The organism is Aeromicrobium choanae (assembly GCF_900167475.1).
GTDB lineage: Bacteria > Actinomycetota > Actinomycetes > Propionibacteriales > Nocardioidaceae > Aeromicrobium > Aeromicrobium choanae.
In genome coordinates this window covers 2,354,565-2,366,928 of the sequence record NZ_LT796768.1, presented here as the reverse complement: position 1 = coordinate 2,366,928, position 12,364 = coordinate 2,354,565, and the positions used below count along the sequence as shown (strand labels likewise).

Below are 12,364 nucleotides of genomic sequence, written 5' to 3'. Positions count from 1 at the left end.
TCAGGCGAGGCGCTGCAGCAGCAGGACCCCGTCGCGCAGCACGACCTGATCCCCGCTGGGAGCGAACGCGGTGCGGTCGCGCACCTCCGCGACGACCGTGCGCCAGGCATCGGCCGGGAGGTCGAGCATCGCGAGGTCGGACTCGGGCGACGGGAAGTCCATCTCCTGCACGTGCTCGTGGTCGTGCGCGTGGGCCCACGGCGGCGCCTCGGCATGGGCGATGACGAGCAGGTGCCCGTCCACCGCCACGCGGTCGGCTCCCGTCCTGAGGATCCGGGCACGGTCGAGGGCGACCGGCGACTGGAGGAACGACGCCGTGACGAGGTCGAAGGAACGGGTGGAGGACCACGTGTCGAGGTCGGCGGCCACCCAGGTGACCCGCTCGCTCAGGCCGGCGCGCTCCGCCGCGGACTCGGCACGCGCGAGGGCCGTCGGGGAGATGTCGATGCCCGTGACGGTCCAGCCGCGCTCGGCCAGCCACAGGGCGTCCCCGCCCTCTCCTGCGCCGAGATCGAGCGCCCTGCCCGCGGGGAGGTCGGCGGCGATCTGCGCGAGCGCGGTGTTGACGTGCCCCGACCACACACCGTCGCTGGTGCCGTACTTGTCCTCCCAGTGCGCGAAGACCTCGTCGGCCTGCGCGGGATCCATGGCCTCGGAGTGGTTCACCCGGTTCAACCTACCCCCTGCGTGCCACCGGGGACGCGGTCGCGACGCCACCCGTTCTCGTCGCCCGCGACCACCGCGTGACGCTCGAGCTCACGCAGCGCGCGCAGCACCGCGACGGGGCTGAGGCGCAGCGCGGCGGCCACCTGTTCGGCCGGTTGGGGCTCGGTTCCGAGTCGCAGCCACACCCGCCGCGCGGCGGGGCTGATCGCCGGCAGGTCGGCGTCCACGACGCCGAAGGTGTCGGCCACGACGTCGCGGCCGGAGGTGACCAGGAGCGCCTTGCCGTCGCGGACCGCGAGGTGGGTGCCGCACGAGGCCTGCGACGTGATCGGGCCGGGCACGACCATCGTGGTGCGACCCAGCTGGTCGGCCCAGTGCAGCGTGTTGAGCGATCCGCTGCGGCGGGCCGCCTCGACGACCACCACACCGACGCTCAGCGCCGCGATGAGCCGGTTGCGCACCAGGAAGCGGTGCCGTTGCGGCTCGGCACCGGGCGCGAACTCGCTGATCACCAGTCCCTCCTCGCCGATGCGGCGCAGCAGGGCCGCGTGGGCCCGCGGGTAGTCGACGTCGACGCCGCACGCCAGCACCGCCACCGTGGGCCCACCCGCGAGCAGCGCCCCGCGGTGAGCGCAGGCGTCGATCCCGAACGCGGCGCCGCTGACGACGGCGTGACCCTGGTCGGCGCAGTCGGCGGCGATGTCGCTGGCGGCCTCGGCCCCATAGGTCGTGCAGCCGCGCGCGCCGACCACGGCCACCGGCGCGGCCGCGATCGAGGACAGGTCACCGCCGCCGCGGACCCAGAGCCCGAGCGGAGCTCCGGCCACGTGGCCGATGCCGTCGACCTCGTCGAGGTCGTCGAGGGCCACCGGCCATGCAGCGGAGCCGGGGACGAGCCATCGTGCGCCGGCCTCCTCGGCCCTCCGCAGCGCGTGGTCGGCCCGCCGCGGCGCCTCCGCGGCAGCCTCGCGCCACGGGTCGGGGATCTCGGGGCCGCCCCGGACCACCGCGTGCCAGAGCTCGACGGGGTCACACCGCTCGCGCCACGCCACGAGGCGGGGATCACCGGCCTCCACCACGAGCGAGAGCAGCAGCCGGGTGCGGGACTGGCTCCTGGTCATGCCGCCGCCAGGAGACCGAGGAGCTCGCCACCGATGGCGCTGCCGCGACGCAGGTCGAGCGCGGCCTGCACGTCGTCGATCGTGGGTCGGTCGCGCCCGCAGAGGTCGGCGATGCTCCACGCGAGCCGCAACACGCGATCGGCCGATCTCGGCGTGACCTTGTGCCCGCGCACCTGCTGCTCGAGCAGGCGGCTGGCGTCGTCGTGGGCGGGCCACGCCTTGCGCAGCTCCACTCCCGGCACGGCAGCGTTGACGCGCCACGGCGTGTCCACGAGACGCCGGCGCTGGCGACGACGTGCCTCGGCCACCCGCTCAGCCAGCTCGCCGGTCGTGGGCCGAGCGAGCAGCCCGTGCGCGAGATCGCGGCGTGACGGCTCCACCAGGGTGCGGTGGATGTCGATCCGGTCGCGGATCGGTCCGGACAGGCGGTCGGCATAGCGCCGCCGCGTGGCCGCAGGGCACTCACACCGCTGCATCACCGAGCCGGCGTGACCGCACGGGCACGGGTTGGTGGCGAGCACCAGCTGGAAGCGCGCGGGGAACACGGCCGTCTGCGCGGCCCGCGACACCGCGACCTGCCCGCTCTCCAGCGGCTGGCGCAGGGCCTCGAGGACGTTGCTCGCGAACTCGGGCGCCTCGTCGAGGAAGAGGACCCCGTGGTGGGCCAGCGACATCGCGCCGGGACGCACCACACGGCTGCCGCCGCCCACCACCGCCGCCGCGCTGGCGGTGTGGTGCGGCTCGAGGAACGGCGGTCGCACCAGCATCGGGAGGTCGGACGGGAGGACCCCCGCCAGCGAGTGCAGGGCGCTGACCTCGAGCGAGTCGCTGGGATCCAGGTCGGGCAGCAGCGCAGGCAGGCGCTGCGCGAGCATCGTCTTGCCCACGCCGGGTGGGCCCGTGAGCAGCAGGTGGTGACCACCGCTGGCCGCGATCACCGTGGCCAGGCACGCGTCGTCCTGACCGACGACGTCGGTGAGGTCGAGCTCGCCGGTGGGCGCGACCCCGCTCCAGCCGTCCCCCGCCTCGCTCAACGGCGGCACGGGCGGGTCGTCGGGCTCCTCCTCGCCGCGCAGCATCGCGACGACCTGGCGCAACGACCGCACGCCGACCACGGCGATCGACGGCACCAGGCGCGCCTCGTTCACGTTGGACTCGGGGACCACGACACGCTCGAATCCCGCCTCGGCCGCGGCGAGGGTGGCGGGAAGGACACCGCGCACGGGCCGCAGGCGACCGTCGAGGGCCAGCTCGCCGAGGAAGACGGTGCCCGCCAGCGTCTCGACCGGGACCACGGCCTTGGCCGCGAACACGCCGAGCCCCATGGCCAGGTCGTAGTGAGGACCGCTCTTGGGCAGGCTGGACGGCGCGAGGTTGATCGTGACGCGGGTGTCGGGCCACGAGGTGCCCGAGTTCACCACGGCCGACCGCACCCGGTTCCGCGCCTCGCTGACCGTGGCGTCCGCGAGTCCCACCACGACGGTGGCCGAGAGCCCGGAGGCGATGTCGACCTCCACCTCGACCGGCCGTCCCGCGAGGCCGTCGAGCGCGATCGAGTGCACGGCCGCCATCACGCCACCCCCGCGATCCGCTCGACCCGCGGACCGCCGCTGCGCGGGACCCACACCGTGACGACGTCGATCCGTACCCCGTCAGGGCTCACGCCGTGGACGTCGAGCCAGCGCGCCAACGAGCGGCGCAGGATCGTGACCTTGCGATCGGACACGGCCTCCAGGGCCGTGCCGTGCGTGGTGCTGGTGCGGGTCTTGACCTCGCACACCACGAGGGTGTCGCCGTCGCGCGCGACGATGTCGATCTCCCCGTGCTGGCAGGTCCAGTTCCGGGCGAGGATCACCATCCCGAGGCTTCGCAGGTGGTCGGCGGCGATCCGTTCGCCGTAGGCGCCGAGGGCCTGGTTGCGCGCGTAGGTCATGGGTCGAGCCTCCCGGCCCACGGCACCGCGGTGAAGGCCCCGCGCCAGGCCTGTGGACGACGCCGACCTGCCGCCGCGACCTGTGGACGAGCGTCAGCCCGCGGTCACGCCGGACTCCGCATCGTCGCGGTAGCGGTCGGACAGGACCCGGTAGGAGCGCGTCCCGAACGCCGCCAGCGAGATCACCACCATGACCAGCCCGGCGAAGAAGAAGATCAGCGCGATGCCGCGCGCGTCGCCGTACCCCACCAGCCAGGCCCACCGCTGCGCGCCGGACTCGGTCTCCATCATCGGGATCACCCAGAACTCGGCGATGGGGGCGACGAGGAAGGCGGTGACGGGGGCCGCGGCCGCCTCGAAGGCCTGGGCGAACCCGAACACCCGACCCTGGCTGGCGAACGGCACCACGCGCTGGATCACGGTCTGCTCGGCCGCTTCCACCGCGGGCACGATCAGCAGGAAGAGCCAGATCCCCGCGATGCACAGCCAGGCCGACTCGCGCAACGTGAAGGTCGCGTTGATGACGCCCATCGCCGCGAGCACCCACAGCATCGTGCGAAGCGGATTGGCACCGAGCCCCCACCGGGCGATCACGAGACCGCCGGCGATGAAGCCCGTGGACGCCACACCGAAGACCAGGCCCCACTCCTCGACGGTGAAGAGCGTCAGTCCGTAGGGGTCGACGAGCGCGATGAACACGCCCGAGACGAGGTTGTTGAACGTCGTGAGGATGATGAGGGCGAACAGGCCGGGCACCAGCGCGATCGCGGCGAGCGCTCCGCGCACGTCGACCGTCGGGCGCTTGCCGTCCGCGTCGGCCGCGGGCTGCTCCTCGGCGATCCGCACGAAGAGCAGATGGACCACGGTGCACACCGTGAGGACGTTGGCGATGACGAGCGTCCACCCCATGCCGAGCTGGCCGATCGCGAGCCCGCTGAAGACGCTGGTGACGATGAACGCCAGGCCCTGCACGGTGCCGACGAGTCCGTTCGCGCGGTCACGCCGGTCGGCGGGGATGAGCAGGGTCACGAGGGTCGACAGCGCGATGTTGCGCAGGCTCTCCACGACCGAGCCGAACAGGACGATGCCCGAGAACAGCCAGAACCACGGCCCGGTCATGTCGACGATCGCCCCGGGCCCGAGCACGGCGTAGAGCATCCCGGCGACCAGGAAGGACGCCGCCGTGGCGAGGCTCGACCCGACCAGCACGTCGCGCTTGCGGTGCCGGTCGACGAGCGTCCCGAACAGCATCGCGAACAGCGCCAGCATGAGCATGTACGCGCCGCCGACGACACCGGTGGCCAGGACCGAGCGCGTCTCGAGGTAGACCCAGAACGTCAGCGCGAACCACAGGAAGCTCGTGGTGACGTTCGCGACGAGGGTGTTGACCAGGACGTGCGCGAACGTCCGCGCTCCGTCACGGGACACGGCGGGATCGGACGTCATCGCCGGTCAGGCCGGCGGCAGCTTGACGTCGGAGTCCTGCAGCTCCTCGACGTTCACGTCCTTGAACGTCAGCACCTTGACGTTCTTGGCGAAGCGCGCGGGGCGGTAGATGTCCCAGACCCAGGCGTCGGCCATCGTCACCTCGAAGTAGGCGTCACCGGACTCGGAGCGCACCTTCACGTCGACCGCGTTGCACAGGTAGAGGCGGCGGTCGGTCTCGACGACGTACTTGAAGATGCCGACGACGTCGCGGTACTCGCGGTAGAGCGAGAGCTCCATCTCGTTCTCGTACCGCTCGAGATCCTCGGCGCTCATCCGGCCACCACCTCTCGCGTCTCGTCGATCTGCACCGTCGTCCCGGTCCCGCAGCCCGGCAGCGACCACGAGCGCCGGTGATGGACCGACGGACCGTGCTGCGCCAGGGCCGCGATGTGCTCCGGTGCCGAGTATCCCTTGTTGAGCTCCCAGCCGTACTGCGGATGCTGCGACGCGAGCTCCACCATCAGGGCGTCACGCGTCGTCTTGGCCAGGATGCTGGCGGCCGCGACGGCGGCGCAGCGCAGATCGGCCTTGATCATCGTGACCACCGGCGGCACGTCGTCGGACAGGTCGGGCGGGCCGAAGAGGGCCGACTGCTCGGGCACGCTCAGGTAGTCGTGGTTGCCGTCCAGCAGCACCGCGTCAGGGCGCACCGTCAACTGCGCGAGCGCCCGATGGCCGGCCAGCCGCATCGCGGCGATGATCCCGTACTGGTCGATCTCGTCCGGACTGGCGTGGCCGACGCCGTGGACGGGCGCCCACCGGCGGATCTTGGGCACCAGCGCCTCGCGCGCCGCGGGGGTGAGCAGCTTGCTGTCGCGCACCCCCTGCGGCGCGGTGCGGGTCTGCTCGGTCACCAGGACCATGCCGATCGTGACGGGCCCGCTGAGGGCGCCGCGGCCGACCTCATCGCTGCAGGCCAGGGCGGTGCGGCCCGCGCGCAGCAGCTGGCGCTCGACGCGCAGCGACGGCGCCGGGCTCACGGGACCTCGTCGAAGGCGTCGGTGCCCTCGATCGTGCCGAAGCGGTTGAGCGGCCACACCCTCAACCATGCCTTGCCGACCACGTCCTCGTCAGCGATGAATCCTCCGCCGGGCTCGCCGAGGTGGGCCCGCGAGTCGGCCGAGTTGCCCCGGTTGTCGCCCTGGACCCACAGGTAGCCCTTCGGGACCTTCACGTCGAAGGTCTGGTCGGCGTTGACGGACTGGTCGGCCAGGTACGGCTCGTCGATCGGCTCGCCGTTGACCGTGGTGCGGCCCTCCGCGTCGCAGCAGATCACGCGATCGCCGCCGGTGCCGATGACGCGCTTGATGAGGTGCCCGCCGGACGGGAACAGCCCGACCAGCTCGAGGCCGCGCTGCACGGCGTTCGACGACTCGTCGACGTCGGGACCGAGCCAGTTGCCGGGATCTCGGAAGACGACGATGTCGCCGCGCTCGGGTCCGCCGCTCCAGTACGACCACTTCTGCACGAGCAGCTTGTCGTTCTTGACCATCGTCGGGACCATCGAGTCCGACGGGATGTAGAAGGCCTGGAAGAAGAAGGTCTTGACGATCAGCGCCAGGACGAGGGCTGTCGCCACGAGGAGGAGGGACTCCTGCCACAACGGCAGTTGACGTTTCTCCTCGGACACCCGATGAGCCTACCGGCTGGCACCGGACGAACCGCGCAACGGTGTCGCGTCACGGCGACGGCACGTCGGCGAACGCGTCGGTCGGCGCGAGGCGCCCGATCCGATCGGCCGGCCAGACCCTGGCCCACACGCGGCCGACGACCGATTCCGCGGGGACGAAGCCCTCGCCGGGCTCGTCCTGCATCGCCCGGGAGTCGCGTGAGCCGCCCCGGTTGTCGCCCTCGACCCAGAGCATGCCGCGCGGCACCGTCAGCTGGAACGTCCGTGCCGCGTTCGCGCTCTCGTCGGCCAGGTACGGCTCGTCGACCGGGTGTCCGTTGACGAGGGTGCGGCCTCCCTCGTCGCAGCAGCGCACCTCGTCGCCGGCCACGCCGACGACGCGCTTGACCAGGTAGCCGCCCTGCGGGGCCAGGCCGACCGCCCGGAGGCCGCGCTGGAACGCGGACGGGTCGTCCAGCTGGCCCAGCCACCCGCCCGGGTCCCGGAACACGACGACGTCGCCGCGCCGGGGCTCGGCCGCGCGGTACGTCCACTTCTGCACGAGGATCCGGTCGCCCTTGGCCAGCGCGGGAACCATCGAGTTGGAGGGGATGACGAAGGGCTGGACGCAGAACGTCGTGACGGCCAGCGCCAGTGCCAGGGTCGCGGCCACGTAGACCAGCGTGGCCAGCCACCACGGCAGCCGCCGGCGCGCGGCGCGGGGCTCGTCGGTCACCCCGGGATCCTAGCCGCGAACGTGCAACGACCCCGCTCCTTCGGGAGCGGGGTCGTCGCGGAGCGGTCGAGATCAGATCTCGCGCTTCTCCTTGATCTTGGCGGCCTTGCCGCGCAGGTTGCGCAGGTAGTACAGCTTGGCGCGACGGACGTCGCCACGGGTCGCGATCTCGATCTTCTCGATCACGGGCGAGTGGACCGGGAACGTACGCTCGACGCCGACGCCGAAGCTCACCTTGCGGACGGTGAACGTGCGGCCGATGCCCGAGCCCTGCACCTTGATGCAGACGCCCTGGAACAGCTGCACACGCGAGCGGTTGCCCTCGACGATGTTGACGTGCACCTTGAGGGTGTCGCCGGCACGGAACTGCGGGATGTCGTCACGCTTGCTCTGCGCTGCGATCTGGTCGATGACGTTCGTCATGGTCTCTCCTCGCCTGGTGCCACAAGTCACCTGCGGAATGTCGGTGTTGCTCGAAGTATCGGGTGGTGCTGCGTGGGGGCTCCCTCGTGGCAGAGCCGTCCTGCACCAACAGTCCATGATGCCACAGCGCCCCGCCCCCGGAGAAATCGGGGACGGGGCGCTGTGAGGCTGCTGTTCGGCGGCCGGGCTTCGAGGCTTCGGCGCAGAGCGCCTCGCACCTCAACCACCTCGAGCGGTCGGGCGCTGAGCGCCCTCGGCCCTCGGTCAGTCGAACTTGTACGCGGCGCCACCGTGCAGGACGTTGTCCAGGCCGGCGACCTCCTCGTCCTCCGTCACGCGGAAGCCGATCGTGGCGTCGATCGCCTTGCCGAGGCCGAAGGCGACGGCGAAGGAGTAGGCCGCGACGAAGACCGACGGGATGATCTGGGCGATCAGCTGGTCGATGTTGCCACCGGTGAACAGGCCCGTGTCCGTGGCGAAGAAGCCCAGGTACAGGCAGCCGATGAAGCCGGCGACCAGGTGCAGGCCGACCACGTCGAGCGAGTCGTCGTAGCCGAGCTTGTACTTGAGGTCGATCGCGAAGCAGCAGACCGCACCGGCCAGCAGGCCCAGCACGATCGCCCAGAAGGGCGACAGGTTGGCGCACGACGGGGTGATCGCGACCAGGCCGGCGACGATGCCCGAGGCGGCACCGACGGCGGTCGGCTTCCCGTCCTTGAAGTGCTCGACGACGATGTAGCCCAGGATGCCGGCTGCGGGAGCGGCAATCGTGTTCAGGAAGATGAGCGCACCCAGGCCGCTCTCGGTCGCCGCGCCGGTGTTGAACCCGAACCAGCCGAACCACAGGATCGCGGCACCGATGAGGACGAGCGGGACGTTGTGCGGCTCGGCGGCCTCCTTGCTGAAGCCGACCGTGCGCTTGCCCAGGACCAGGGCGAGGGCGAAGGCCGCCGCACCGGCGCTGATGTGGACGACCGTGCCGCCGGCCCAGTCGATCGGGACCGCGTCACCGATCGTGAGCGTGCCGATCCAGCCCGTCAGGCCCTCGTCGTCGAAGCCCCACACCCAACCCTGGGAGGGGAAGTAGACGATCGTGGCCCACAGGCCGGAGAAGAGCATCCAGGGGAAGAAGCGCGCACGATCGGCGACGGCGCCCGAGATCAGCGCGGTCGTGATCACGGCGAACGTCGCGCCGAAGGCGACGCCGGCCAGGCCGGACGCGCCGTCACCGGTGGCCAGGTCCTGCAGGGCGAAGTCCGAGAAGGGGTTCGCCAGCCAGCCGTCGATGATGTCGGACGAGCCGGCCGAGCCCATGTTGAAGCCGTAGAGGATCCACAGCACGAAGACCAGACCCATCGCACCGAAGCTCAGCATCATCATGGAGATGACGCTCTGGGCCTTGACGAGTCCGCCGTAGAAGAACGCCAGTCCCGGCGTCATGAAGAGAACGAGAGCTGCACAGATCAGCAGCCAGATGGTCCCGGGTTCCATTTCAACCTCTTTGCAGTAGGTAACACGTGGGGGGCGGCCGAGCTCCCTTGCCGCGGCGCTCCACCGATCCTGCTCAAGGCCGATTACGGAGGCCCGCCAGAGCGGTTACGAACGTGTTACTCACTGAGGTCGCGTGTTAAATCGGGACGACGCTGCTGCGTGCGCACGCGGGACTGCTCCCGTCGCCAGTCCGCGATCCGCCCGTGATCGCCCGACAGCAGGATCGGCGGGACGTCGAGTCCGCGCCACGAGGCGGGCTTGGTGTAGACGGGGTACTCCAGGAGGCCGTCGGCGTGCGACTCCTCCGCGAGGCTCTCGGGGTTGCCCATGAACCCGGGCAGCAGCCGCACGACCGCCTCGATGATCGCCAGGGCCGCCACCTCTCCCCCGTTGACGACGAAGTCGCCCAGGGAGATCTCGCGGACCTCCCAGCGGGTGGCCGCGTGGTCGAGCACGCGCTGGTCGATGCCCTCGTACCGGCCGCAGGCGAACACGAGCTGGTCCGCACCCGACAGCCGCACCGCCTCGGCGTGGCTGAAGGGAGCGCCCGAGGGGGTCGGCACGATGACGACCGCCGCGTCGGTGCAGACGGCGTCCAGGGCCTCGCCCCACGGCTCGGGCTTCATCACCATGCCGGCGCCACCGCCGTAGGGCGTGTCGTCGACCGTGCGGTGACGGTCGTGGGCCCAGTCGCGCAGGTCGTGCGCGTGGAAGTCCACCAGGCCGGCGCGGCGCGCCTTGCCCGGCAGGGACAGCTCCAGCGGAGCGAAGTAGTCGGGGAAGATCGAGAGGGCGTCGATGCGCACTAGCGCACCTCGTCCGCTTTCTCGGGGTTCAGCAGCCCCGGGCGGTCCTCGATCGTCACGGTGCCGGCCTCGAGGTCGACCTCGGGCACGAGCGCCTCGACGAACGGGACCTGGACGCGCCGCCCGTCGACCTCGACCAGCAGGGAGTCGTGGGCGGGCAGGTGCAGCACGTCGAGGACGCGGCCGCGCGGCTCGCCACCGACCGTGACGGCCAGCCCGACGAGCTGGTGGTCGTAGAAGGCGTCGTCCTCGGGGACCTCATCGGGATCGACCTCGACCTCGAGGACGGCGCCGTGGAAGCGCTCGGCCGCGGTGCGGTCGGGGATCTGCTCGAAGTGCATGAGCCACTTGCCGGAGTGGGGACGGCTGGAGGTGATCGTCAGCTCCCCGTCACGACACAGGACCGACGAGCCCACGGCGAAACGCCGTTCGGGCTCGTCGGTCCTGGGATCGACGGAGAGGTCGCCGCGGATGCCGTGGGCACGGCCGATCCGACCGACGACGACGCGCATGGTCGGCTCAGCGACGCCGGTCGACGTCCACGAAGTCGATCCGCGCGCCGTCGGCACCGGCGATGGCCGATGCGACGGTGCGGATCGCCGTGGCCGTGCGACCCTGACGACCGATGACCTTGCCGAGGTCGTTCGGGTTGACCCGAACCTCGAACAGCTCGCCGCGCCGGGTCTGCTTGGCGCGGACCGTGACCTCGTCGGGGTTGTCGACGATGCCGGCGACGAGGTGCTCGACGACCTCCTGCATGGGAGCGGCCATGATCAGGCCTCGTCGGCCTTCGTGTCCTCGGCCGGGGTCTCCTCGGCCTTCGGCTCCTCAGCCTTGGGCTCCTCAGCCTTGGGCTCCTCGGCCGGGGTCTCCTCGGCCTTGGGCTCCTCGGCCTTCTTGGCCTTGGTGGTGGCCGACTTCTTGGGCTCGGCGTGCAGGTCCTTCAGCGCGGCGTTGAAGAGCTCGGCCTTGTCGGCCTTGGGCTCGGGCTGCTTGAGGGACGACTCGCCACCGATGTCACCGGTGAGCTTGAGGATCGCCGCGACGGCCTCGGTCGGCTGCGCGCCGACGCCGAGCCAGTACTGGGCGCGATCGGAGTCGACGTTGATGGTCGACGGATCGGTCTTGGGGTTGTACGTGCCGATCTCCTCGATGACGCGGCCGTCACGCTTGGTGCGGCTGTCGGCAACGACGATGCGGTAGAACGGCGTGCGGATCTTGCCCATCCGCTTGAGGCGAATCTTGACTGCCACGAGTGTGGTGTCTCCTTGAGGTGTCGAACTGTGGTGACGGCGACCCGGCGTGTGGGGCATGCCCGGTCTTCATCGAGGGGCCGGGCTCGGCGGGAGAGAGGGCCGCACCGATTCCGGACGCAAGCGCCCATTCTGCCAGAACCGGCAGCCGCGTTCCAATCCGCCTCGCGTCCCGGGACGAACGTCAGGGACGGGCGAGCGCCACGATGCGGTCGATGACCTCGTCGAGGCTCAGATCGGTCCCGTCGACGACGACGGCATCGTCGGCCTGGGCCAGCGGCGAGGCGGCGCGGTTGGAGTCGATCGCGTCGCGCCGGGCGAGGGCCTCGCGCATCGCCTCGGCGTCCTCCACGCCCAGTTCCAGGGCGCGGCGGCGGGCGCGCGCCACGGGGTCGGCGACGAGGTAGATCTTCAGCGAGGCGTCGGGCGCGACGACCGTGCCGATGTCGCGGCCCTCGACCACGATGCCGCCGGTGGACTGCGCGATGGCGGCCCGTTGCAGCGCCACGAGCTGGCTCCGCACCTGCGGCACGGTGGCGACCGGGCTCACCGCTGCGGTGACGGCGTCACCGCGGATCGGCTCGGAGACGTCGACCCCGTCGGCGGCGATCGTGGGCGCCTGCGGATCGGTGCCGGAGGTCAGCACCACCTCGCTCGCCGCGGCCGCCACGGCCGCGGGGTCGTGCACGTCGACGCCTCGCTGCAGCAGCGCCCACGTCATCGCGCGGTACATCGCACCCGTGTCCAGGTAGGCGTAGCCCAGCCGCGAGGCCACTCCTCGCGAGGTGCTGGACTTGCCCGAGCCCGAGGGCCCGTCGATGGCGATGACGTCGGTCAT

The 12,364-nt window shown here is 71.4% G+C and carries 16 protein-coding genes; all 16 read right to left on the bottom strand.

Annotated features, from left to right (window positions below; genetic code table 11):
- On the bottom strand, window positions 1-666 hold the full coding sequence (locus B5D60_RS11340) for a class I SAM-dependent methyltransferase (protein ID WP_197684307.1): 666 nt from the start codon (window positions 664-666) through the stop codon (window positions 1-3).
- 5 nt (window positions 667-671) lie between these two features.
- Window positions 672-1,787, bottom strand: coding sequence for a DNA-processing protein DprA (dprA, locus tag B5D60_RS11335; protein WP_078700262.1), 1,116 nt, complete (start codon window positions 1,785-1,787; stop codon window positions 672-674).
- Window positions 1,784-3,358: a YifB family Mg chelatase-like AAA ATPase gene (locus B5D60_RS11330; RefSeq protein WP_078700261.1), complete on the bottom strand. Its 1,575-nt coding sequence runs from the start codon at window positions 3,356-3,358 to the stop codon at window positions 1,784-1,786. Before B5D60_RS11330 ends, dprA begins: the two co-directional genes overlap by 4 nt.
- Window positions 3,358-3,720, bottom strand: coding sequence for a YraN family protein (locus B5D60_RS11325; RefSeq protein ID WP_078700260.1), 363 nt, complete (start codon window positions 3,718-3,720; stop codon window positions 3,358-3,360). Before B5D60_RS11325 ends, B5D60_RS11330 begins: the two co-directional genes overlap by 1 nt.
- Window positions 3,721-3,813: 93 nt before the next feature.
- Window positions 3,814-5,148 (bottom strand): MFS transporter, encoded by a 1,335-nt coding sequence (locus tag B5D60_RS11320; protein WP_231948717.1) that lies wholly within the window; start codon window positions 5,146-5,148, stop codon window positions 3,814-3,816.
- 24 nt (window positions 5,149-5,172) lie between these two features.
- The gene (locus B5D60_RS11315) at window positions 5,173-5,481 is read right to left on the bottom strand and encodes a DUF2469 domain-containing protein (protein ID WP_078700258.1); all 309 of its coding nucleotides are present in this window, start codon (window positions 5,479-5,481) and stop codon (window positions 5,173-5,175) included.
- Window positions 5,478-6,188 (bottom strand): ribonuclease HII, encoded by a 711-nt coding sequence (locus B5D60_RS11310; RefSeq protein ID WP_197684306.1) that lies wholly within the window; start codon window positions 6,186-6,188, stop codon window positions 5,478-5,480. The genes B5D60_RS11315 and B5D60_RS11310 overlap by 4 nt, the downstream gene beginning before the upstream one ends.
- Window positions 6,185-6,838, bottom strand: a complete 654-nt coding sequence (gene lepB / locus B5D60_RS11305; protein ID WP_078700256.1) for a signal peptidase I — start codon at window positions 6,836-6,838, stop codon at window positions 6,185-6,187. The genes B5D60_RS11310 and lepB (B5D60_RS11305) overlap by 4 nt, the downstream gene beginning before the upstream one ends.
- A gap of 49 nt (window positions 6,839-6,887) precedes the next feature.
- Window positions 6,888-7,553, bottom strand: coding sequence for a signal peptidase I (gene lepB / locus B5D60_RS11300; protein ID WP_078700255.1), 666 nt, complete (start codon window positions 7,551-7,553; stop codon window positions 6,888-6,890).
- Window positions 7,554-7,625: 72 nt separating this feature from the next.
- Entirely contained in the window at window positions 7,626-7,976 is a 351-nt protein-coding gene (gene rplS, locus B5D60_RS11295) for a 50S ribosomal protein L19 (protein WP_078700254.1), read from the bottom strand.
- A gap of 264 nt (window positions 7,977-8,240) precedes the next feature.
- Complete coding sequence (locus B5D60_RS11290; protein WP_078700253.1) at window positions 8,241-9,467, bottom strand: ammonium transporter; 1,227 nt, start codon at window positions 9,465-9,467, stop codon at window positions 8,241-8,243.
- Between the two features lie 116 nt (window positions 9,468-9,583).
- On the bottom strand, window positions 9,584-10,273 hold the full coding sequence (gene trmD, locus B5D60_RS11285; protein WP_078700252.1) for a tRNA (guanosine(37)-N1)-methyltransferase TrmD: 690 nt from the start codon (window positions 10,271-10,273) through the stop codon (window positions 9,584-9,586).
- Entirely contained in the window at window positions 10,273-10,785 is a 513-nt protein-coding gene (gene rimM / locus B5D60_RS11280; protein ID WP_078700251.1) for a ribosome maturation factor RimM, read from the bottom strand. The genes trmD and rimM overlap by 1 nt, the downstream gene beginning before the upstream one ends.
- Before the next feature lie 7 nt (window positions 10,786-10,792).
- Complete coding sequence (locus B5D60_RS11275) at window positions 10,793-11,044, bottom strand: RNA-binding protein (RefSeq protein WP_078700250.1); 252 nt, start codon at window positions 11,042-11,044, stop codon at window positions 10,793-10,795.
- Window positions 11,045-11,046: 2 nt separating this feature from the next.
- Complete coding sequence (gene rpsP, locus B5D60_RS11270) at window positions 11,047-11,526, bottom strand: 30S ribosomal protein S16 (RefSeq protein ID WP_078700249.1); 480 nt, start codon at window positions 11,524-11,526, stop codon at window positions 11,047-11,049.
- Between the two features lie 184 nt (window positions 11,527-11,710).
- Complete coding sequence (gene cmk, locus B5D60_RS11265) at window positions 11,711-12,364, bottom strand: (d)CMP kinase (protein WP_078700248.1); 654 nt, start codon at window positions 12,362-12,364, stop codon at window positions 11,711-11,713.